Annotated in this window: 17 protein-coding genes; 1 reads left to right on the top strand and 16 read right to left on the bottom strand. The window is 60.9% G+C overall.

Annotation, left to right across the window (positions count from 1 at the left end; all coding sequences use genetic code 11):
- Positions 1-38 precede the first annotated feature (38 nt).
- Positions 39-932 carry a LysR family transcriptional regulator gene (locus ACUN0G_RS01185; RefSeq protein ID WP_076015463.1) on the bottom strand — a complete coding sequence of 298 codons (894 nt, stop codon included), beginning with the start codon at positions 930-932 and terminating at the stop codon, positions 39-41.
- Between the two features lie 124 nt (positions 933-1,056).
- Here ACUN0G_RS01185 and ACUN0G_RS01180 point away from each other — a divergent pair, with 124 nt between their 5' ends.
- A complete protein-coding gene (locus ACUN0G_RS01180; protein WP_445572524.1) occupies positions 1,057-2,325 on the top strand; it encodes an MFS transporter in 1,269 nt (422 codons plus the stop codon).
- On the opposite strand, the gene gspM is transcribed toward ACUN0G_RS01180, so the two are convergent.
- From gspM to gltB, 15 genes are all read right to left on the bottom strand, one after another.
- Positions 2,322-2,771 carry a type II secretion system protein GspM gene (gene gspM / locus ACUN0G_RS01175; protein WP_445572523.1) on the bottom strand — a complete coding sequence of 150 codons (450 nt, stop codon included), beginning with the start codon at positions 2,769-2,771 and terminating at the stop codon, positions 2,322-2,324. The two genes, ACUN0G_RS01180 and gspM, sit on opposite strands and share 4 nt — an antisense overlap.
- Complete coding sequence (gene gspL / locus ACUN0G_RS01170; protein ID WP_445572522.1) at positions 2,768-3,868, bottom strand: type II secretion system protein GspL; 1,101 nt, start codon at positions 3,866-3,868, stop codon at positions 2,768-2,770. The genes gspM and gspL overlap by 4 nt, the downstream gene beginning before the upstream one ends.
- Complete coding sequence (locus tag ACUN0G_RS01165) at positions 3,868-4,716, bottom strand: type II secretion system protein GspK (RefSeq protein WP_445572521.1); 849 nt, start codon at positions 4,714-4,716, stop codon at positions 3,868-3,870. Before ACUN0G_RS01165 ends, gspL begins: the two co-directional genes overlap by 1 nt.
- Positions 4,713-5,261 carry a type II secretion system protein GspJ gene (locus tag ACUN0G_RS01160; RefSeq protein ID WP_445572520.1) on the bottom strand — a complete coding sequence of 183 codons (549 nt, stop codon included), beginning with the start codon at positions 5,259-5,261 and terminating at the stop codon, positions 4,713-4,715. Before ACUN0G_RS01160 ends, ACUN0G_RS01165 begins: the two co-directional genes overlap by 4 nt.
- Positions 5,254-5,646 (bottom strand): type II secretion system minor pseudopilin GspI, encoded by a 393-nt coding sequence (gspI, locus tag ACUN0G_RS01155; protein ID WP_445572519.1) that lies wholly within the window; start codon positions 5,644-5,646, stop codon positions 5,254-5,256. Before gspI ends, ACUN0G_RS01160 begins: the two co-directional genes overlap by 8 nt.
- Complete coding sequence (gspH, locus tag ACUN0G_RS01150; protein WP_445572518.1) at positions 5,639-6,106, bottom strand: type II secretion system minor pseudopilin GspH; 468 nt, start codon at positions 6,104-6,106, stop codon at positions 5,639-5,641. Before gspH ends, gspI begins: the two co-directional genes overlap by 8 nt.
- Before the next feature lie 4 nt (positions 6,107-6,110).
- Positions 6,111-6,569 (bottom strand): type II secretion system major pseudopilin GspG, encoded by a 459-nt coding sequence (gene gspG, locus ACUN0G_RS01145; RefSeq protein ID WP_445572517.1) that lies wholly within the window; start codon positions 6,567-6,569, stop codon positions 6,111-6,113.
- Positions 6,570-7,775: a type II secretion system inner membrane protein GspF gene (gene gspF / locus ACUN0G_RS01140; protein WP_445572516.1), complete on the bottom strand. Its 1,206-nt coding sequence runs from the start codon at positions 7,773-7,775 to the stop codon at positions 6,570-6,572.
- A gap of 2 nt (positions 7,776-7,777) precedes the next feature.
- Complete coding sequence (gene gspE / locus ACUN0G_RS01135) at positions 7,778-9,238, bottom strand: type II secretion system ATPase GspE (protein ID WP_445572515.1); 1,461 nt, start codon at positions 9,236-9,238, stop codon at positions 7,778-7,780.
- On the bottom strand, positions 9,235-11,133 hold the full coding sequence (gene gspD / locus ACUN0G_RS01130; protein WP_445572514.1) for a type II secretion system secretin GspD: 1,899 nt from the start codon (positions 11,131-11,133) through the stop codon (positions 9,235-9,237). Before gspD ends, gspE begins: the two co-directional genes overlap by 4 nt.
- Positions 11,134-11,137: 4 nt before the next feature.
- On the bottom strand, positions 11,138-11,656 hold the full coding sequence (locus ACUN0G_RS01125) for a type II secretion system protein N (protein ID WP_445572513.1): 519 nt from the start codon (positions 11,654-11,656) through the stop codon (positions 11,138-11,140).
- A 453-nt stretch (positions 11,657-12,109) separates the two neighbouring features.
- The gene (gbpA, locus tag ACUN0G_RS01120; RefSeq protein ID WP_445572512.1) at positions 12,110-13,570 is read right to left on the bottom strand and encodes an N-acetylglucosamine-binding protein GbpA; all 1,461 of its coding nucleotides are present in this window, start codon (positions 13,568-13,570) and stop codon (positions 12,110-12,112) included.
- 343 nt (positions 13,571-13,913) lie between these two features.
- Positions 13,914-14,981 carry a uroporphyrinogen decarboxylase gene (gene hemE / locus ACUN0G_RS01115; RefSeq protein WP_177071096.1) on the bottom strand — a complete coding sequence of 356 codons (1,068 nt, stop codon included), beginning with the start codon at positions 14,979-14,981 and terminating at the stop codon, positions 13,914-13,916.
- Between the two features lie 252 nt (positions 14,982-15,233).
- A complete protein-coding gene (locus tag ACUN0G_RS01110) occupies positions 15,234-16,652 on the bottom strand; it encodes an FAD-dependent oxidoreductase (RefSeq protein WP_003209353.1) in 1,419 nt (472 codons plus the stop codon).
- 32 nt (positions 16,653-16,684) lie between these two features.
- Positions 16,685-21,130: a glutamate synthase large subunit gene (gene gltB / locus ACUN0G_RS01105; protein ID WP_445572511.1), complete on the bottom strand. Its 4,446-nt coding sequence runs from the start codon at positions 21,128-21,130 to the stop codon at positions 16,685-16,687.
- Between the last annotated feature and the right edge of the window lie 342 nt (positions 21,131-21,472).

Here is a 21,472-nt window from a genome sequence, read left to right as displayed (position 1 = left end):
AGCGGGAGCAAGCTCCCTCGCCACAGGTTATGCGTCGGTCATACCAACGCTTTACGGGTCAGTAACTCGACAAACGCCTTGGCCATCGGCGTTTGCTGGCCCTTACGCTGCACCAGCCACACCGCCGTCACCGCTTCCTGATCCAACAGCGTGCGATACACCACGCCATCAATGCGTATCCGCTGATACGACGCCGGCAACACCGAGACACCCAACCCCGCTGCAACCAGGCCAATAATGGTCATCGCCTCCCCGGCCTCCTGAGCGAAGTGCGGGCTGAAGCCGGCATCGCGCGCCAGGTTCAGCAACTGGGCATACAAGCCGCTGCCATAAGTCCGCGGAAAAAATACAAACGGCTCTTCAGCCAATTGCGCCAGGTGCAAACCACGCTCACTGCCCTCCACCAACGGATGCCCGGCGTTCAGCACGGCCACCAAGGGCTCGCGCATCAGTTCCACGACGCTCAGGGAATCAGGCAACGGCAACGGTCGCATCAACCCCACCTGTATCGACTCGTCCACCAGCGACTCGGCCACTTCCGTACTGCTCATCTCCTGCAAATTCAGATGCACCGCCGGGAACGCCTGGCGAAAGGCGAAGATCGCCTGTGGGATGCTGGAGTTGAATGGCGCGGAAGAAGTGAAGCCAATTTTCAACTCCCCCAGTTCACCCAGCTGTGCCCGGCGCGCCACGTCCGCCGCTTTATCCACCTGCGCCAGCACCAGACGCGCCTCTTGCAGGAACAACCGGCCCGCCTCGCTCAGCTCGACCCGACGATTGGTACGCTCGAACAACCGCGCCCCAATCTCCTGCTCCAGTGCCTGGATCTGCTGGCTCAGCGGCGGCTGGGAGATGCCCAGCACCTGCGCGGCGCGGCCAAAGTGCAGCTCTTCAGCCACGGCGATGAAGTAACGCAGGTGGCGCAATTCCATGAAAACCTCATTAGGTCGTAAAAGCTCTTAAACAGGTCGAACAATATATTGGAAAGAATCATTAGCGAGCTATATTCTTTTTTGCATTGCCAGCCCTGGCAGTCTTTCCTCCCCGAGGTCCCGCGTGAAATCTGCTGTCGCTCCACTTGCTCAAGAAGCACCGCCCACCGCCCTCGATGAAGTGGTGGCACAACTCAACGAGCAGTACATCGAAAAAGGCACCCCGATGTTCATGCGCACGGTGCTGGCGCTGTTTTCCGGCGGTTTCGCCACCTTTGCCCTGCTCTACTGCGTACAGCCGATGATGCCGGCGCTGTCCCACGAATTTTCCATCAATGCTGCGCAAAGCAGCCTGATCCTCTCGGTAGCCACCGGCATGCTCGCCATTGGCCTGCTGATCACCGGTCCGATTTCCGACACCCTGGGGCGCAAGCCGGTCATGGTTGCCGCGCTGTTCTGCGCCGCGCTGGCCACCATCGCCAGCGGCCTGATGCCGACCTGGGAAGGCATCCTGCTGATGCGCGCACTGGTAGGCCTGTCCCTCAGTGGCCTGGCGGCGGTGGCCATGACCTACCTGAGCGAAGAGATCCACCCGCAACACATCGGCCTGGCCATGGGCCTGTATATCGGCGGTAACGCCATTGGTGGCATGAGCGGGCGCTTGATCATCGGTGTGCTGATCGACTTCGTCAGCTGGCACACGGCGATGCTGATCATCGGCGCCCTGGCACTGATCGCGGCCACGGTGTTCTGGAAGATCCTGCCGCCGTCGCGCAATTTTCGCTCAAGCCGCTTGAACCCGCGCAGCTTGCTTGACGGCTTCACGATGCACTTCAAGGATGCCGGACTGCCCTGGCTGTTCCTCGAAGCTTTCGTGCTGATGGGCGCCTTTGTGACGATGTTCAACTACATCGGCTATCGCCTGTTGGCCTCGCCCTACGAATTGAGCCAGGCCGTGGTAGGCCTGCTGTCGCTGGTCTACCTCTCCGGGATCTACAGCTCGGCGAAAATCGGCTCCCTGGCCGACCGCCTGGGCCGCCGTCGCGTACTGTGGGCAACCATCGTGTTGATGCTCGGCGGCATCGCCCTGACCTTCTTCACCCCGCTGTGGCTGGTAGTGCCAGGCATGCTGATCTTCACCTTCGGCTTCTTCGGTGCCCACTCGGTGGCCAGTAGCTGGATTGGCCGCCGCGCACTGAAAGCCAAGGGCCAGGCGTCGTCGCTGTACCTGTTCAGTTATTACGTCGGGTCGAGTATTGCGGGGACGGCGGGTGGTTTCTTTTGGCACTACGCCGGGTGGAACGGGATTGGCGGGTTTATCGTCGCGCTGTTGATCGTCGCGTTGCTGGTGGCGTTGAAACTGGCGAAATTGCCGCCGTTGGCCAAAGGCTAGAGCATCACCAACCGCGCCTCCAGCAAGCTGCCGCGCTTTTCCAGGGTCAGCATCTGCAAGGTGCCGGCCTCCCGTTCCAGGTTCGCCAGCCACATCAACAGCGTTTGCGCCTCGCCGCTGATGGTCAGGCGCAGCTGTTCGTCTTCAACCTCTATCTGCTGCAAGTCCAGGCCCGCCGCCGCTGCGCTGGCACTGACCCTTGAAGACAAAGATTGCGCGGTCATCGTCTGGGCCTGTTGCGGTTGGGCGCTTTGCACCTGGCGCGCCAGGGTCAGTTGCTGCTGGTAGTGGCGCTCGGCGTTGGCCAGCCGCTGATGCGCGGGCTGCCAAAGGAGCTGGTAGGCCAGCGCCGTCGATAAAAACACCGCCAAACCCTTGAGTAAAAATCGGTCGCGCGCAGGTATCGCCTGCCAGGTGTTGAGCGCTGACTGGATCCTGATGTTCATAGCGACTCCTCCAGCATCAGCACCGCCTGCACCCGACGCCCCTCTTTGCTCGCATTGCCGATACGTACCGGCATCCCGCTCTGCTGGCCACGCTCGCGCAACTGCTCCAACTCACTGAAACTGCTGGCCGTCAGCTGGATCTTCCAGCCGTCACCGGCCCGAAACTCCAGGCGCTGCACGTCGACATCGCCGCCGCCAATTACCTGTTCAGTCAGGCTGACCAGACGCGACAGCGGTGTCGATGCGTGGCTGACACCCTGGCCCTGTATGGCCTTGAGTTGCGCGGCAAGGTCGACGATTCGAGTCTGTTGCGGATACAACGCCTGGAATCGCTCTACGCTTTGCCGGTAAAGCTGCTGCGCCTGCCCTTCGAGATACTGAATACGGACTTCTTTGAAGCACCAATCCAGCATGAACAACACACCTGCCGCGATGGCAAAAATCGACCATGGCCAGGCACGCTTGCCCTGGCGAAACTCGCCTTGCAGCAAATCAATCGGCGGGCTCTTGCGCGCCCATAAGGCGTGCTCGATGACGGCCTGACTGGCCGACTCATCCAGCCATCGCAGTGGCTCGCCCAGCAGCGCTTCAACCGCCTTCAAGGCCGGGTCAGGCATCGCCAGGCGCGTCTCGCCGCCCAGCACTCGGCGCCCGAACCACTCCACCGCGCCCGGGTTGTCAGCGGGCAGCAGGTCGGCATCCACCTGCACACTGCTCACCTTGATTCCCAGCGTCGCCAACAGTTGCAGCAATACCTTGAAGCGTTCCTTGTGCGTGACCAACACCGGGTAACATCCCAGCCGGTCGCGAGCCCCTGCACAGACATGCAAGGCATCCAGGTCCTCGGCCAATTGGTCCTCGATGGCGAAGGCAATCGCCTGTGGGCTCGGCCGACGCCTTGAGGGCCATTTTTCACTGCGAAAGCCGCTGCACATTTCCATCGGCAGCAGCAGATGAATCGACTGTCCCGCCAGCAATTGGGCAGCCTCACCCAGCAGCAATTCCTGGCTGTCGCCAGGCGCCCGCCAGACACAACAAGGCCATTGGGCCGACGGTGCAGCCAGGCCATCGGCGCTCAAATGAAGCCAGGTTTTCATCACGGAAATGCACTCAAGAGAGGAGGAAGGAAACGCCGCTGCACCACCTGCAGACGCCGGGACTTACGATCGCGTTCAACCTCACTGGCCAGGCGCAGGCGGCTGGTGCCAAGGCTGACGTCAACGTTGATCCGAAACCAGCGACTGCTGACACCCAGCCCATGGCCGCTCAGTTCCAGCCCGGCAATCAAAGGGTCACGCATGAAGGCCTGGACGCTGGCATAACCATCAGCAGGCCGTTGGCTGACCAACGCTTGCGCCACCGGCAACGACACACCTTCAAGCATCGCCAGTACCGGCGCGGTGGCGGTGTTGATGTTCAAGCTGGCCTCTCTCGGCAACACGGCGACCCAAGGTTCCAGACGCCGCAACGTTTCACCGTCGATGCCCGGCAGCAGCCGTAACTGGCTGAGCTCGCGCAACGGGCCTGTGCCCGCCAACGGCAATGGCTCCAGACCCTGGGACGCCAGCAACCGGGACCAGCGCTGTCGGCTGACCTGATCAACCTGCCCGTCAGCCAACAGCACATTGAGATTGAAGCGTCCCGACAGGTCTTCGACCTGGATGCCGATGTGCGCACCGTCCGCGTCAAAAGGCCAGGCAAGCCGCGCCCACGCCTGCGCCAGGTGCACCATCTGTTGCTCATCGTTACCGACCTCCTTGAGCGCCAACAGGGCCCAGGCTTCTGCCGACAACGCCAACTGGCGCAGTTGCACTTGATGCACCTGTCGGGCGCTGCTTTGCAGCATCAAGTAATGGCTGCGCAGCATGCCTGCCGTCAGCAGCAGCGCCAGGCTCATGATCAACAACACACTGAGCAGTGCGACCCCACGCTGGCGGTCTTTCACGGCCGAACCTGCGGCAATGGCACGACCCGTCGAATCTGCTGGAAGCGCCCGGCAGACAGCACGACTTCAAGCGCCTGCGGCGGTGCATTGGCTGCGCCCTTGCCGACCGGCCAGACGCTGCTCCAGCCGTGTTCACCGCCATACAAGCGCCAGCTCAAGAAGCCGACATCGTCGAGCACCTTCTGCCGCACCATCGTCGGCGATTCCAGGCCACGGCTTTCACGCCACAGCACTCGGTTGTCCACCCGGTAGGACACTTGCTGACGCTCACTGCGCGGCAGGTCTTGCGGGTTACGCCAGTGGGTGCGCACCAGTTGCAGCGCCGTGGGGCTAAGCACGATGACCGATGAATCCACTTGCAGCGCATCCCGCTCTATCACCCCGACCGCCCGTTGCAATCTGCGCAGGTCCTGTTCATGGCCTGCCGTGCTGCGCTGCACACGCACCACCGTGTCAAACAGGCGCCAGCTGGCCAGCCCTAATAAAGCGAAGATGGCCAGGGCGATGACCAATTCCAGCAAGGTGAATCCGGACTGCTTATTCATCCCGGGCCGTTACCCAACCAGTGGTGTGATAGACCGGCTGTTCACCGTCACTGCGGCTGACGCTGATATCGACCTGGAGCATGCGCGGGTCGGCGGCGGGTGTGATGGTCTGCTCGATAACCCAGTCACGTCGGTCGAAATGCCGCAGCAGTTGCTGCCGCCCAGGCGACGCGGGCAGCAACCGCAGTTCACTCAGTTGATTGTCAGCCACCCACGCACACTGCACCTGCTCTTGCAGCCTGGCGTTCTGGCGCAACGCGTATTGGCTGGCCGCTATCACCGCGCCCGCCAGCGTGGCGAAAATAATCAGGGCGATCATGACTTCCAGCAAGGTAAAACCCCGGTTTTTCAGCGGGCGATTACGCGCGCGGCGTTTTTTAGCCATCGATCAACAACTCCCCGACACCGTCACTGACAAGGCTCAACCAGGACTGCTCTACGGACACGAAAGACAGCACAAACTGGCTGATTTCATCGCTGCTGAGCATGAGCAACTGCGGCGCCGCAATGGCCCCGTCGAGACTCAGGCGCTGGCCTTCCTGCTCCAGGCGCATCCGCAAACCATTGGGCAACGAATGCGCTGACCCGGCGGGCCGCCAGCCCAGTGGCTCAAGCCGGAACACTTGATATTCGGCCCCCGACAGGCGCACGCCGTATTCACGCCCCTCCATCACCGCCTGCTCGCGCAGTTGATGGATCAGTTGCAGCAACTGGCCGGCCTCCTGCCGGGCCTCTCGCCCCGGACTCTTCCCGGTCGCCAGCCCCACGGCACCGAGCACGATGCCGGTCAGCGCAATCACCACCATCAGCTCCAGCAAGGTAAATCCACGGCAACGCCTGGGCACGCCCTTACTCCGCCCAGTTGCCGATATCGCCAGCATGGCCTTCGCCCCCCGGCACGCCATCGGAGCCCAGGGAATAGAGGTCATAACCCCCATTGCCGGACCGTAAGCCGGGGTTCAGGTATTGATACGGTGTGCCCCAGGGGTCCACCGGGACACTTTTCAGGTAGCCCTGGGGGTTCCAGTTTTTCGCCGTCGGGGTTCCCGCCGGGCGTTTGCTCAGTGCCTCCAGGCCCTGCAAGGTAGAGGGGTAATGCGTGTTGTCGAGGCGATACATCTCCAGGCTGGTGGCGATCGCCTGGATGTCGGTCCTGGCTGCCGTGACCTTGGCCTGGTCCGGCCGACTCATGAATTGCGGGACGACAATCGCCCCCAGCACGCCGATGATCACTACGACCACCATGATCTCGATCAGCGTGAAACCACGTTGGCTATTGGGCCTTTTTGCAGGAGCGGATTTGCGCACTCAGTTCACCAATTGATTAAGGCTAAGGATCGGCAAAAGAATGGCCATGACAATCAGCAACACCACGCCGCCCATGACCACCAGCATCGCCGGTTCGAACAAACTCACCACCAGCGCGATCCGCGCAGCGAGGCTTTTTTCCTGTTGCTCGGCAGCGCGCGCCAACATCGCGTCCAGCTCGCCGGCACGCTCGCCACTGGCGATCATGTGCAGCATCAGCGGAGGAATATCGCCACCGGCTTCCAGGCCACGGGTCAGGGTCCCGCCTTCGCGCACAGAACGTGCGACCTCTCTCATGCGTGCGCGGATGGTCACGTTGCCAATCACGGCAGCGGCAATTTCCAGGGCGTCCACCAAAGGCACGGCGCTTTTGCCGAGGATCGCCAGAGTGCTCGCGAACCGCGCCGCTTCCATGGCGCGAAACACGCCCCCCAACAGCGGGACGCGCAACGCCAGGCGGTGCCAATGCCAGCGCCAACGCGGCTGGCGAAGGCTCCAGTGCAGCAACGCGACGGCCCCGAGCACCATCAGCAACAGGACCAGGCCATAGGCTCGCAAGCCATGACTCAGTGCGATCATTACCTGCGTCAGCACCGGCAGTGGCTGCCCACTGTCGACGAAGATTTTCACCACGTCCGGCACCACGTAACCCAGCAGGAAACCGACAATCACCACGCAGGCAAACATCAGCAACGCCGGGTAGACCAGTGCCAGCTGAATCCGCTGGCGCGACGCCTGGCGTGCTTCGGTGTACGCGGCCAATTGCTCAAGCACTTGGCCCAAGTGGCCCGAGCGCTCACCGGCGGCCACGGTGGCCTGGAACAATTCCGGAAATGCTCGCGGAAAAGTGCCGAGTGCGGCCGCCAGCGACTGCCCTTCCATCACACGTCCGCGAACCTGTGAGAGCAGGCTGGTGATACGACGTTTCTGGCTTTGCTGCGCGACAGCTTCCAGCGCTTCCTCAAGGGGCAACCCTGCCTGAACCAACGTCGACAACTGCAAAGTCAGCAATGCCAGCTCACCGGCACTCAAACCGGCCCTGCGGCCCTGCCCCTGAGCGCTGCGCTCGGCCGTCACCTGCACGTGGCTCGGCAACAAGCCACGCTCGCGCAACAGTTGCCTGGCGTGACGCGGGCTGTCGGCCTCTTGCTGGCCCTTGCACCGGCGGCCATGGCGGTCCTGGGCGCGGTAGTCATAAGTGGGCATGCCTAATTCTCCTGGGTGACCCGCAGCAGTTCATCGACGCTGGTCAGCCCGTCAAGCACCAGCCGGCGGCCATCCTGAAACAGACTGGGAGACGCAAGGCGCGCCTCGGCCAACAGCGCTTGCTCGCTGGCGCCCTGATGAATCAGCGCGGACAGCGCCGGTGTCACGCTGACCAGTTCATAGATGCCAATGCGCCCGCGATACCCTTGCTGGCAATCCCCGCAGCCTCCGGGCCTGAACAGCTGGGGCGACTGCCCGGCATCGAGCCCCAGGCGCTGGCACACAGCAGCGTCCGCCATAACCGGAACCTTGCAGGCCGGGCACAGTGTGCGCAGCAGCCGCTGGGCCAACACCCCCACCAGGGATGAAGCGAGCAAGTAGGCATCAACGCCCATGTCCACCAGCCGGGTGACGGCGCCGATGGCGCTGTTGGTATGCAGGGTCGACAGCACCAAGTGACCGGTGAGCGAGGCCTGGACCGCAATTTCAGCGGTTTCGCTGTCGCGAATTTCGCCGACCATCACCACATCCGGATCCTGGCGCAGGATCGCGCGCAGGCCACGGGCAAACGTCATCTCGACCTTCGGATTGACCGGTGTCTGGCCTATGCCCGGCAAGTGATACTCGATCGGATCTTCGACGGTGAGGATGTTACGAGTCTGGTCATTGAGGTGGGTCAGCGCGGCATACAGGCTGGTGGTTTTGCCCGACCCGGTGGGGCCGGTCACCAGAAAGATGCCATGGGGTTTGCCCAGCAGAGAATGCAGCCCGGCCAGGGTCTGCGGCGACATGCCCAAACGGGTCAACTGCAGGCGGCCGGCGTGCTTGTCCAGCAGGCGCAACACCACCCGTTCACCGTGGGCCGAGGGCAACGTGGAAACCCGCACATCCACTTCGTGGCCCGCCAGGCGCAGGGCCATCCGGCCGTCCTGGGGGACGCGCTTTTCGGCGATATCCAGGCGCGCCATGACCTTGATCCGCGACACCAGCAGCGTCGCCAGCTCGCGCCTTGGGCGAAGCATTTCCCGCAGTTGCCCATCCACTCGCATGCGCACCGACAACGTGTGCTCGAAGGTTTCCAGGTGCACGTCCGAGGCCTTTTCTCGCACCGCCTCGCTGAGCAAGGCGTTGATCAGCCGGATAATCGGCGCGTCGCCTTGCTGCTCGAGCAAGTCGGCGGTCTGCGGCACCTGGTCCACCAGGCTGAGCAAGTCCAGCTCATCATCGAGCCCTTGGGCGACTTGCTCGGCGGCGCTCTGCCCCTCGCTGTAAACCTCGGCCAGGCGTATCGCAAACGCTTCGGCGGTGATGACCTGCAGCGGCAGCTCGCGCCCCATCAGGCGACGGACTTCGGCCAGGGCCGACAACGGCGCGTCATTGCGAACCAACAGGCGCTGTTGCGGCACCACACCTTCGAGCAATACGCCGAAGCGCCGGGCAAAGCCGAAGGGCAACGGCTTCATTGCTCCGCAGCTTCCTGCTGACGCAGGTCGAATAATTGCCCGGCGTCGTCGGGCAACTGCAGCGAATGATTTTGCCGTGGCGTCGGCCGGCTCAGTTCCCGCAGGTCCTGATAACGCTGCTGGCTGATGCCGGAAAGGTCCTGCCCACTGCGCACGATGGTCGGGCGCAGGAATACCATCAAGTTGCTTTTCGTCTGGGTGTCCCTGCTCCAGCGAAACAACGCCCCCAGATACGGAATATCGCGCAGCAACGGCACGCCGCTTTGCTGGGTGCGCACGCTGTCCTTGATCAAGCCACCGATCACGATGATCTCGCCATCATCGGCCAGGATCGTGCTCTTGAGCGCGCGCTTGTTGGTGATCAGGTCCGAGGAGTCGACACCGGAGACCGCCGGTGCAATATCGGAGACTTCCTGCTCGACCTCCAGGCGCAGGGTCGAGCCTTCATTGATATAGGGCTTGATCTTGAGGCTGATGCCAACATCCTTGCGCTCGACCGTGGTAAAGGGATTGTCTGCACCGTTGCTGTTGGTGGCATAGGAGCCCGTCTTGAACGGGACGTTCTGGCCGACGATGATTTCCGCCTGCTGGTTGTCCAGAGTCAGCAGGCTGGGGGTCGACAATAGGTTGCTGCGGCTGTTGCTCGCCAGGGCAGTCACCAATGCACTGAAATGATCGCCTCCCAGCTTGAGCACGGCGCCTTCGGGAACGACGGTTTTTTCGTCAAACTTGAGGCCCCCTGCAACCGGCAATCCGGTACCGGGAAAGTTGATAAACCCCGAGGATTTGTTGCCGTTCAATGCCCATTGCACGCCGAGTGCTTCGGAAATATCCCCGGAGATTTCGACGATGGCCGCGTGAATCAGCACCTGGGCCCGTGGCTGGTCCAGTTCTCGAACGATCCCCTCAAGGGTACGCAACTGCGCAGGCTCGGCAACGATAACCAGGGCATTCTGGTTTTCATCGGCGCGCACCATAAAGGGCATGGCACCGGCGCTGTCTTTCAGGCTGGTAGAAGTGGGTTGCTTCATGCCTTGGCCCAGGGTGTCGAGCACGTCGGCCAATTGTTTGGCGTCGCTGTAGCGCAGGCGGATCACCCCGGCATTGTCCAGCCGCGCCGGAGCCAAGGTGTCCAGGCTGCGGGCCAGTTGCACCAGGCGTTGGCGCACAACCGGCGGGCCGACGATCACCAGTCGGTTGCTGCGAGTATCGGCCAGCACCTGAATCCCGCTGTCGGCATTTTGCTTGCCGATGGACGCCTCCATCAGCTGTGCGATGTCTGCCGCCACGCCGTGGCGCACCTCCACCAGCTCATGGGTATTCCTCGCGCCCGAGTCCAGTTGCCGGACGACCTCACCAATGCGACGCACGTTAAATGCTGTGTCGGTGACCACCAGTGCATTGGCCGATACCGACGGGCCAACATAGCCGTTGGGTGAGATCAGCGGTCGCACCAGGCCGGCCAAATCAGAGGCATTGCTGATGCCCAGCGGCATAACCTGCGTGATGAACTGCGCAGAGGCAGGTGTGCGTCCATTCTCAGTCCCGGATCGCGACTTGGCGTGTACGACCGGGACAATAAGGATCTGGTCACCCTGATCGATCACGCTGAAGTCATGGGCATCCAGCACGCTGTAGAACAGCCGCCGCACGCCTTCGCGGTCCAGCGCCTGACGGGACATGACGGTAATTCGACCCTGGACTTTCGGGTCGAGGATCACCGTCGTGCCGAGAATGCTGGATATTTCCTCGACCACGTCGCGCAATTCGGCATTGTTCATCGTCAACTGCCAGCGTTGCTCCTGTGCCTGCACTGCGCCCAGGTTGAACAAGGTGGCGATACAGGCCACGCCGACAATGCAGCGCATGACGTGACACCTCAAGGTGTTGTTCATGGGCTTAATCACTCCTGGGTTGTTCGGCCACTGGCCTTAGATGACGTGCAGAGGGGTCCGGGAGTGCCTCTGCAGGCGGCGACTCGAGGACCTGGAGAAAACGCTCGCCAACCGGCCGCAGCCTCAACACCTCTTCACGCCCCTGCCGCCAAAGCACTACGTGCCCCGGCTCAACGCGGCGCAACAGACTGCCTCCGGGCAACCGCTCGCCGGCCCGGTAAAAACGTTCACTCTCGGGCCCGGCCAGCAACGCACGGGACTCGCTGTCACTGGCTATCAAAGTGGCGCGCAAGGTCAGCGGTTCGGCGCTGTTCAAAAGGTTGCCGTGGGCTGTCAGGCCCAGCACAGTCGCTACGGCCAGGGTGTTGAGGGGTGCGGGCACCCGAACCGTATCTACGGACACAGGCGCCTGGACGACCGCCACCTGCCCTTGTCGAAACTGCCATTCCTGCCACGCCAACATCAGCCCGTAGCCGAAGGTCAGGGCCATGGCGAGCACCTTGAGCAGAGGAAAACGTGACACTGAATGCTTCACCACGTTGTCACTTGCAGCTCGACTGACGAAAAGCCATGTTTCTGAGCACCCGAAGACCGAACAGGGCGTGCTTGATCACCCCACCAATGTGCACCACCAAGATCAACAGCACGGGAGCGTTTGCTGCCAGGACTCGAGCCGCCTTGAAAAAAACAGCAGTAAAGCCCCACAACTATTGGAATATATAATGTAGCCAACGCCCCATTAACAAACCCTGCCCACTGCGCAGTTAAGCATTCAACTGTAAGTTGCGAGATATAAAGCCCGAAAAACAATAGCCATACGATAACAACAGCCGACAGCCAATGAAGTGCAGTCTGAGCCTTTGAACAACTAAAACTCTTCATCTGCTGAAACCCAATACTCATCAACTACCTGTCCAGCAAAAACTGCCCAGGGCAAGTTCAAATCAACTTGCCCTGGGCCTGTTCAGCACAACGTTTAGATGGGGTCCCAGGCGGTTTGCCAGTGATGGCCTACACCCGGTTCAAAACCATTTGCGGTTGGAAGGTATTGCTTGCAATAGCCCGATGCCGGGAACGGCTTGCACTCATAGACTTCACCGGTTTGCGGGTGCAACACACGGGTGCCGGCTTCATAACTGGCCAGGCCGTCAGGGAATACAAAGTGATAGTCCTTCGCGCCACCCTCACCTGTCAGGTTCACCGGCTGGGTGTCTTGGCGAGTGGTGCGGCCATCTTCGGTAGTACCCAGCAGTGTCATGTGGTGAATGCCAGGCTCACTGCGCACATCCATTTCAAGCCAGTTGCTGTTGCCCTTCGCCAGGGTCTTGATCGTGCCTACGGGCTTGTTGCTGGTATTGAACAAGGTGGCTTCGATATTCATGTCGCGGTTGGCGATCATGGCAAAGCGCATCTTTGTCAGACCCTTTTCCAGGACGTACTCGCTGGCAATCGCCGACAATGCCATACGGGCTTCGGTGTCTTCCTTAACGTCCAGCGCCAGCTCGTAGCGGACTACGCCACTGTCTTTCTGTGCGAACAGATTATTCTGACCTTTGACCGGGGCAATGCCGCCCTGCTCGTCGCGTATACCCGCTTGAATCAGGGTCTGGGTGGCGTTGATTTTTTCAGCCAACTTGAACGCCCAGTTCTGCGGTAGGCCTTCCTGCGCATTGTCGATGCCGATTTCCACGGTGTGCGCAGCGCTCTCGCCATTGGCCGAGAACGCCCGCGCCTTGACCTTGTCGCCTGGGAGCAATATAGCCGAGGGACTGATGCTGCCCACGTTCGTCCAGCCACCTGGCAACTCTGGCTCGGCGAGGATATTCACGTCGACCACGTTGTAAAACGCAGCATCGGTGTCGCCAACGGTCCAGACCCCCAGGATCACGTGTGACCCGTTCTTGTCTTGCGGGATTACACACGCTTGCCTCTCACCGGAAACCGGCAGGACGTTGCCGCCATCCTTGGTGCAGAAAGGTGTGCTCTCGAACGAAGCACGCTTGAGCGATTCGTTCGGGTTCCAGCCATTTTTTGTGATGAAGTACTCGTGCTTGGTGGCCGGATGGGCTGCGGTGTAGTGCCAGGAGAACGTAATGTTTCGGTCTTTTATCTCGGTCTGGTGCCAGCGGGTTGCGGACTGCGCGTCCATGGCCGAAAACAGGCCGATGCCGCCGCTGGCGATCTTGCCGTCAACCGGACCCTGCAAGGGCGCCCCGCCTGCACCGGCTGGAAAGCCCTTGAAGGTTTCACCGACGCTTTGCGGTTCGTACTGAGCACCGCCGCAGTCCTTGTTCAAGCCTTTCTGGCACAGAAACGCCCGCGACGGAGGATCATTCAAGTAACCATGAGCCAACGCGGTTTGCGCGGGCATCAGCAATACACTCAGCAAGGCCAACGAGGATAAACCACCCCACTGCAACACGTTTTTTTCATTCATACAATTCATAAAATTCATACTCTTCATCACTATTCAACAAAACCCGTGTTAAATAAAACGGACTGCGTTTTCTTAATACTGATTGATCGAGGCCGAATTTTACGGAGCACAAATAAAACTTATGTAGGACAAATCTATTTAAACCGTTTGAAAGCTCCTAAAACTAACAATGTATTACTTATCCGAAAGATAACTCTTACAACACCCTGCATTTATAATCGAAAAACACACGCACAAAACTCCGAAAAGAATAACTTCCCGAAGAATAACGCAATAGATAAATATTGATTCTGAAAGATCACCCTCTTGCTAAAAAGAGGGTGATCTCATTCATGCGGGGAGATTACTCGTGATATTGCGCCGACAGCTCATGCACCGCCCGCAGGAATGCGCCTGCGTGCTCTGGATCAACCTCCGGGGTGATGCCATGGCCGAGGTTGAATACGTGACCGCTGCCTTTGCCGTAGCTGGCGAGGATGCGGCCCACTTCAGTGCGGATGGCTTCCGGCTTGGCGTACAGCACGGTGGGGTCCATGTTGCCTTGCAGCGCGACCTTGCTGCCCACGCGGCGACGGGCTTCGCCGATGTCGCAGGTCCAGTCCAGGCCGAGCGCGTCGGCGCCAGCGTCGGCGATGCTTTCCAGCCACAGGCCGCCGCCCTTGGTGAATAGGATGACCGGCACTTTGCGGCCTTCGTGTTCGCGGATCAGGCCGCTGACGATTTTGCGCATGTAGGCCAGGGAGAATTCCTGATACGCCGCCGCCGAGAGGTTGCCGCCCCAGGTATCGAAGATCTGCACCGCTTGGGCGCCGGCCATGATCTGGCCGTTCAGGTACGAGGTGACCGACTGCGCCAGCTTGTCCAGCAGCAGGTGCATGGCTTGCGGGTTGTCGTAGAGCATGGCCTTGGTCTTGCGGAAGTCTTTCGACGAGCCGCCTTCGACCATGTAGGTGGCCAGGGTCCACGGGCTGCCGGAGAAGCCGATCAGCGGCACGCGGCCATTGAGCTCGCGGCGGATAGTGCTGACCGCGTCCATGACGTAGCCCAGGTCCTTGTGGGGATCGGGGATCGGCAGGGCTTCGATGTCGGCCAGGGTGCTGACGACTTTCTTGAAACGCGGGCCTTCGCCGGTTTCGAAGTACAGGCCTTGGCCCATGGCATCAGGGATGGTCAGGATATCGGAGAACAGGATGGCCGCATCCAGCTGTGGATAGCGGTCCAGGGGTTGCATGGTGACTTCGCAGGCGAACTCCGGGTTCATGCACAGGCTCATGAAGTCGCCGGCGTGGGCGCGACTGGCGCGGTATTCCGGCAGGTAGCGACCGGCCTGGCGCATCATCCACACAGGGGTGACGTCCACGGGTTGCTTGAGCAGGGCACGAAGGAAACGGTCGTTCTTGAGGGCAGTCATGTCGGCATCCGCAAAAAAAGTGCGGGCATTTTCTCAGAGCGCGACGCAAAAGGCACGGCAAGAGCCGTGCCTTTTGTCTATCGGGTCAATTTGTCGCAATGAGTGGCGACACAAACCTCAATGTGAAATGAGGTTTGTGTGGGAGCTGGCTTGCCTGCGATAGCATCAACCGGGTCTGGTTGACAGACCGAGTTGCCTGCATCGCAGGCAAGCCAGCTCCCACATTTGATCGCATTTCAAACTGAAATTTGATCAGACCTGCAGGTAATCCAGGATACCTTCGGCGGCGTTGCGGCCTTCGAAGATGGCCGTCACTACCAGGTCAGAACCGCGCACCATGTCGCCACCGGCGAAGATTTTCGGGTTGCTGGTCTGGTGTTTGTACTGGCCTTGTTCCGGGGCTACAACGCGGCCCTGGCTGTCGGTCTGGATTTCGAACTGCTCGAACCACGGCGCCGGGCTTGGGCGGAAACCGAAGGCGATGACCACGGCGTCTGCCGGGATGATCTCTTCGGAACCCGGGATCGGCTCAGGGCTGCGACGGCCACGGGCGTCCGGCTCGCCGAGACGGGTCTCGACCACTTTCACGCCTTCAACACGGTCCTCGCCAACGATAGCGATCGGCTGGCGGTTATAGAGGAATTTCACGCCTTCTTCCTTGGCGTTTTTCACCTCTTTTCGCGAGCCTGGCATGTTGGCTTCGTCACGACGGTAGGCACAGGTCACCGACTTGGCACCCTGGCGAATCGAAGTACGGTTGCAGTCCATCGCGGTGTCACCACCGCCCAGCACCACGACCTTCTTGCCTTTCATGTCGACGAAATCTTCCGGCGACTTTTCAAAGCCCAGGTTGCGGTTGACGTTGGCGATCAGGAAGTCCAGAGCGTCGTACACGCCCGGCAGGTCCTCACCGGCAAAGCCGCCCTTCATGTAGGTGTAGGTGCCCATGCCCATGAACACGGCATCGTATTCTTCGAGCAGTTGTTCCATGGTCACGTCTTTGCCGATTTCGGTATTGAGGCGGAACTCGATACCCATGCCGGTGAAGACTTCGCGACGATGGCTCAGTACGGTTTTTTCCAGCTTGAACTCAGGAATGCCGAAGGTCAGCAGGCCACCGATTTCCGGGTTCTTGTCGAACACCACCGGGGTCACGCCGCCACGTACCAGCACGTCGGCACAGCCCAGGCCCGCAGGGCCCGCGCCGATGATCGCGACGCGCTTGCCGGTCGGCTTGACCTTGGACATGTCCGGGCGCCAGCCCATGGCGAACGCGGTGTCGGTGATGTACTTCTCCACCGAACCGATGGTCACCGCGCCGAAGCCGTCGTTGAGGGTGCACGCACCCTCGCACAGACGGTCCTGCGGGCACACCCGGCCGCACACTTCCGGCAGGGTGTTGGTCTGGTGCGACAGCTCGGCGGCGGCGAGGATGTTGCCCTCGGCCACCAGCTTCAGCCAGTTCGGAATGAAGTTGTGCACCGGGCACTTCCATTCGCAATACGGATTACCGCAACCCAGGCAGCGGTGGGCCTGGTCGGCCGAGTGCTGGGGTTTGAAGGGTTCGTAGATTTCCACGAACTCTTTCTTGCGTTGACGCAACAGTTTCTTCTTCGGATCTTTGCGCCCGACATCGATGAACTGGAAGTCGTTATTCAGACGTTCAGCCATGTTAAAACCTCATCAAACTCTTCAGGCGCATATCACTGCGGGTTGGCACGGATGCTGGAAAGCAACGATTTCAGGTTGGCAGCCTTGGGCTTGACCAGCCAGAAACGACGCAGGTAGTCATCGAGGTTTTCAGCGAGGTTACGACCCCATTCGCTGTTGGTTTCCTCGACGTATTCGTCCAGCACATGCTGCAAGTGGTTGCGATAGGATTCCATCGCTTCGCCGCTGATCCGCTGGATCTCCACCAACTCGTGGTTCACCTTGTCGACGAAGGTGTTGTCCTGGTCCAGCACGTAGGCGAAACCGCCGGTCATGCCCGAACCGAAGTTGTAGCCAGTCTTGCCCAGCACCGCGACAAAACCACCGGTCATGTATTCGCAGCAGTGATCGCCGGTGCCTTCAACCACGGTGTGGGCACCGGAGTTACGCACCGCGAACCGCTCACCGGCCGTACCGGCGGCGAACAGCTTGCCGCCGGTTGCGCCGTACAGGCAGGTGTTGCCGATGATGGCACTGTCTTGAGTCTTGTAGACGCTGCCGACCGGCGGAACGATGACCAGCTTGCCGCCGGTCATGCCCTTGCCCACGTAGTCGTTGGCGTCGCCTTCGAGGTACATGTTCAGGCCACCGGCGTTCCACACACCGAAGCTCTGGCCAGCGGTGCCCTTGAAGCGGAAGGTGATCGGCGCCTTGGACATGCCCTGGTTGCCGTGCTTGCGCGCGATTTCGCCGGAGATGCGTGCGCCGATGGAACGGTCGCAGTTGCAGATATCCAGGGCGAATTCGCCGCCGCTTGCGTCGTTGATCGACGAACTGGCCATCTCGACCATCTTCTCGGCCAGCAGGCCCTTGTCGAACGGCGGGTTGCGGTCAACCTGGCAGAACTGTGGCTTGTCGGCCGGGATGTGATCACTGCCCAACAGCGGCGTCAGGTCCAGGTGCTGTTGCTTGGCGGTCTGGCCTTCGAGGATGTCCAGCAGGTCGGTACGGCCGATCAGCTCTTCCAGCGAACGCACGCCCAGCTTGGCCAGCCACTCACGGGTTTCTTCGGCGACGTAGGTGAAGAAATTCACCACCATGTCGACGGTACCGATGTAGTGGTCCTTGCGCAGCTTCTCGTTCTGGGTCGCCACGCCGGTGGCGCAGTTGTTCAGGTGGCAGATGCGCAGGTATTTGCAGCCCAGGGCGATCATGGGCGCGGTGCCGAAGCCGAAGCTTTCGGCGCCGAGGATCGCGGCCTTGATCACGTCGAGGCCGGTCTTCAGGCCACCGTCGGTCTGCACCCGGACTTTGCCGCGCAGGTCGTTGCCGCGCAGGGTCTGGTGGGTTTCAGCCAGGCCCAGTTCCCACGGTGCGCCGGCGTACTTGATGGAGGTCAGCGGCGAAGCGCCGGTGCCGCCGTCGTAGCCGGAGATGGTGATCAGGTCGGCATAGGCCTTGGCCACACCGGCGGCGATGGTGCCCACGCCGGCTTCTGCGACCAGTTTCACCGAGACCAGGGCCTGCGGGTTGACTTGTTTCAAGTCGAAAATCAGCTGCGACAAATCCTCGATGGAGTAGATGTCGTGGTGCGGCGGTGGCGAAATCAGGGTCACGCCCGGCACCGCATAACGCAGCTTGGCGATCAGGCCGTTGACCTTGCCGCCTGGCAGCTGTCCGCCCTCACCCGGTTTGGCGCCCTGGGCAACCTTGATCTGCAGCACTTCGGCGTTGACCAGGTATTCCGGGGTTACACCAAAACGGCCGGTGGCAACCTGCTTGATTTTCGAGCTCTTGATGGTGCCATAGCGGGCCGGGTCTTCACCGCCTTCGCCGGAGTTGGAACGCGCACCCAGGCGGTTCATGGCTTCGGCCAGGGCTTCGTGAGCCTCAGGCGACAAGGCGCCCAGGGAAATACCGGCGGAGTCGAAACGCTTGAGGATCGATTCCAGCGGTTCGATCTCGCTGATGGCCAACGGCGTATCCAGGGTCTTCACCTTGAACAGGTCGCGGATCATCGACACCGGACGGTTATCCACCAGCGCGGTGTATTCCTTGAACTTGGCGTAGTCGCCCTGCTGCACGGCAGCTTGCAGGGTGCTGACCACATCCGGGTTGTAGGCGTGGTATTCACCACCGTGGACGAACTTCAGCAGGCCGCCTTGCTGGATCGGCTTGCGCGCGCTCCAGGCTTCGGCTGCCAGGGCTTTCTGTTCGGCTTCGATGTCGACGAAACGCGCGCCCTTGATGCGGCTTGGCACGCCACGGAAGCTCATGTCGCAGACTTCTTCCGACAGGCCGATGGCTTCGAACAGCTGTGCGCCACGGTACGACGTGACGGTGGAGATGCCCATCTTCGACAGGATCTTCAACAGGCCCTTGGTGATGCCTTTCCGGTAGTTCTTGAACACCTCGTAGAGGTCGCCCAGGACTTCACCGGTACGGATCAGGTCGCCGAGTACTTCGTACGCGAGGAACGGGTACACCGCCGAAGCGCCGAAGCCGATCAACACCGCAAAGTGATGCGGGTCGCGGGCTGTGGCGGTTTCAACCAGGATGTTGGAGTCGCAACGCAGGCCCTTTTCGGTCAGGCGATGGTGCACTGCGCCGGTGGCCAGGGAGGCGTGGATCGGCAGCTTGCCCGGGGCAATATGACGGTCGGTCAGCACGATCTGGGTACGGCCGGCGCGCACGGCTTCTTCAGCCTGATCGGCGACGTTGCGCACAGCGGCTTCAAGGCCGAGGCTCTCGTCGTAGTTCAGGTCGATGATCTGCCGGTCGAAGCCCGGGCGGTCCAGGGTCATCAACGAACGCCACTTGGCCGGAGAAATGACCGGCGAGCTGAGGATCACGCGGGAAGCGTGCTCAGGCGATTCCTGGAAAATGTTGCGCTCGGCACCGAGGCACACTTCCAGGGACATCACGATGGCTTCGCGCAGCGGGTCGATCGGCGGGTTGGTCACCTGGGCGAACTGCTGGCGGAAATAGTCGTACGGCGTGCGCACGCGCTGGGACAGCACGGCCATTGGCGTGTCATCGCCCATGGAACCGACGGCTTCGTAGCCTTGCTCGCCCAGTGGGCGCAGTACCTGGTCACGTTCTTCGAAGGTGACCTGGTACATTTTCATGTACTGCTTGAGCTGGTCGACGTCGTAGAAAGCCGAGCCGTGGTCGTTGTCTTCCATGGTCGCCTGGATGCGCAGGGCATTCTTGCGCAGCCATTGCTTGTACGGATGACGAGACTTCAAGCGGTTGTCGATGGCATCGGTGTCAAGGATCTGACCGGTTTCGGTGTCCACGGCGAGGATCTGGCCCGGGCCGACACGGCCCTTGGCGATCACATCTTCCGGCTTGTAGTTCCACACGCCGATTTCCGACGCCAGGGTGATAAAGCCGTTGGTGGTGGTCACCCAACGCGCCGGGCGCAGGCCGTTACGGTCGAGCAGGCACACGGCGTAGCGACCGTCGGTCATCACCACGCCGGCCGGGCCGTCCCACGGCTCCATGTGCATCGAGTTGTACTCATAGAACGCCCGCAGGTCGGGGTCCATGGTCTCAACGTTCTGCCACGCAGGTGGAATGATCATGCGCACGCCACGGAACAGGTCGATGCCGCCGGTGACCATCAGTTCGAGCATGTTGTCCATGCTGGAGGAGTCGGAACCCACGCGGTTGACCAGCGGGCCGAGCTCTTCCAGGTCCATCAGGTCGTTGGCGAACTTGGTGCGACGGGCTACAGCCCAGTTGCGGTTGCCGGTGATGGTGTTGATCTCGCCGTTGTGGGCGAGGAAGCGGAATGGCTGGGCCAGCGGCCATTTCGGCAGGGTGTTGGTGGAGAAGCGCTGGTGGAACACGCAGATTGCGGTTTGCAGGCGCTCATCGCTCAGGTCTGGATAGAAGGCGGTCAAGTCCGCCGGCATCATCAGGCCTTTATAAATGATGGTCTTGTGGGAAAAGCTGCAGATGTAGTGGTCGGTGTCGGCGGCGTTGGCCACGGACGAACGACGACGCGATGTGAACAGCTTGATCGCCATGTCCTGGTCGCTCAGGCCATCGCCGGCGATGAACACTTGTTCGATCTGGGGCAGGCGCTCCAGGGCCAGGCGGCCGAGTACGCTGGTGTCGATCGGCACTTTGCGCCAGCCGACCAGTTGCAGGCCAGCGGCCAGGATCTCGCGGTTCATGTTCTCGCGAGCGGCTTCGGCTTTTACCGGGTCCTGGTTGAAGAACACCATGCCCACGGCGTATTGCTTGGGCAAATCAGCGCCGAAATGCTCCTTGGCGACTGCGCGCAGGAACTGGTCGGGCTTTTGAATCAGCAAGCCGCAACCGTCACCGGTCTTGCCGTCGGCGTTGATCCCACCGCGGTGGGTCATGCAGGTCAGGGCCTCGATGGCCGTTTGCAAAAGGGTATGACTGGGCTCGCCCTGCATATGGGCTATCAGGCCGAAACCGCAGTTATCCTTGAATTCATCGGGTTGGTACAGACCTGCTTTCATAGACACTTTCTCACCAGGCTGCCTCTTATTTCGAGGCAAATTTCTTTTCAATTCAACCGGTTACCTTCCACGCCGAACGTACGCCGGCTTAGCGGGGGCAAAAGGGAGGTCATTGTACACACCGACACAGACGCTCACAAATTTAGCGACGAAATGTCGCAAATCTATGTCGCATTTATGAAAGGTTTAAAGCGATATGCTGTGCTAGTCAAAACTTTTTTAATTCTGACCGCTACGACTCAAAAGCTACTGTGACGCAGACACCACAAAGCGCGCGACCTGGAAGGCAGCACGCACTTGCGGATTTTTTTGAGGTGCCGGGAGAGGCGGCCTGGGTAAGGC

It is taken from the genome of Pseudomonas sp. 32A (assembly GCF_052682255.1).
Note: the sequence above shows the minus strand (reverse complement) of the source record. Positions and strands in the feature narration are given on the sequence as shown.

Excerpts from the sequence above, each read along its gene's own strand:
- ACUN0G_RS01185 (WP_076015463.1), bottom strand. The coding sequence starts at position 932 with ATGGAATTGCGCCACCTGCGTTACTTCATCGCCGTGGCTGAAGAGCTG.
- gspM (WP_445572523.1), bottom strand. The coding sequence starts at position 2,771 with ATGAACATCAGGATCCAGTCAGCGCTCAACACCTGGCAGGCGATACCT.
- gspL (WP_445572522.1), bottom strand. The coding sequence starts at position 3,868 with ATGAAAACCTGGCTTCATTTGAGCGCCGATGGCCTGGCTGCACCGTCG.
- ACUN0G_RS01160 (WP_445572520.1), bottom strand. The coding sequence starts at position 5,261 with ATGAATAAGCAGTCCGGATTCACCTTGCTGGAATTGGTCATCGCCCTG.
- gspI (WP_445572519.1), bottom strand. The coding sequence starts at position 5,646 with ATGGCTAAAAAACGCCGCGCGCGTAATCGCCCGCTGAAAAACCGGGGT.
- gspF (WP_445572516.1), bottom strand. The coding sequence starts at position 7,775 with ATGCCCACTTATGACTACCGCGCCCAGGACCGCCATGGCCGCCGGTGC.
- gspE (WP_445572515.1), bottom strand. The coding sequence starts at position 9,238 with ATGAAGCCGTTGCCCTTCGGCTTTGCCCGGCGCTTCGGCGTATTGCTC.
- gspD (WP_445572514.1), bottom strand. The coding sequence starts at position 11,133 with ATGAACAACACCTTGAGGTGTCACGTCATGCGCTGCATTGTCGGCGTG.
- gbpA (WP_445572512.1), bottom strand. The coding sequence starts at position 13,570 with ATGAATGAAAAAAACGTGTTGCAGTGGGGTGGTTTATCCTCGTTGGCC.
- hemE (WP_177071096.1), bottom strand. The coding sequence starts at position 14,981 with ATGACTGCCCTCAAGAACGACCGTTTCCTTCGTGCCCTGCTCAAGCAA.
- ACUN0G_RS01110 (WP_003209353.1), bottom strand. The coding sequence starts at position 16,652 with ATGGCTGAACGTCTGAATAACGACTTCCAGTTCATCGATGTCGGGCGC.
- gltB (WP_445572511.1), bottom strand. The coding sequence starts at position 21,130 with ATGAAAGCAGGTCTGTACCAACCCGATGAATTCAAGGATAACTGCGGT.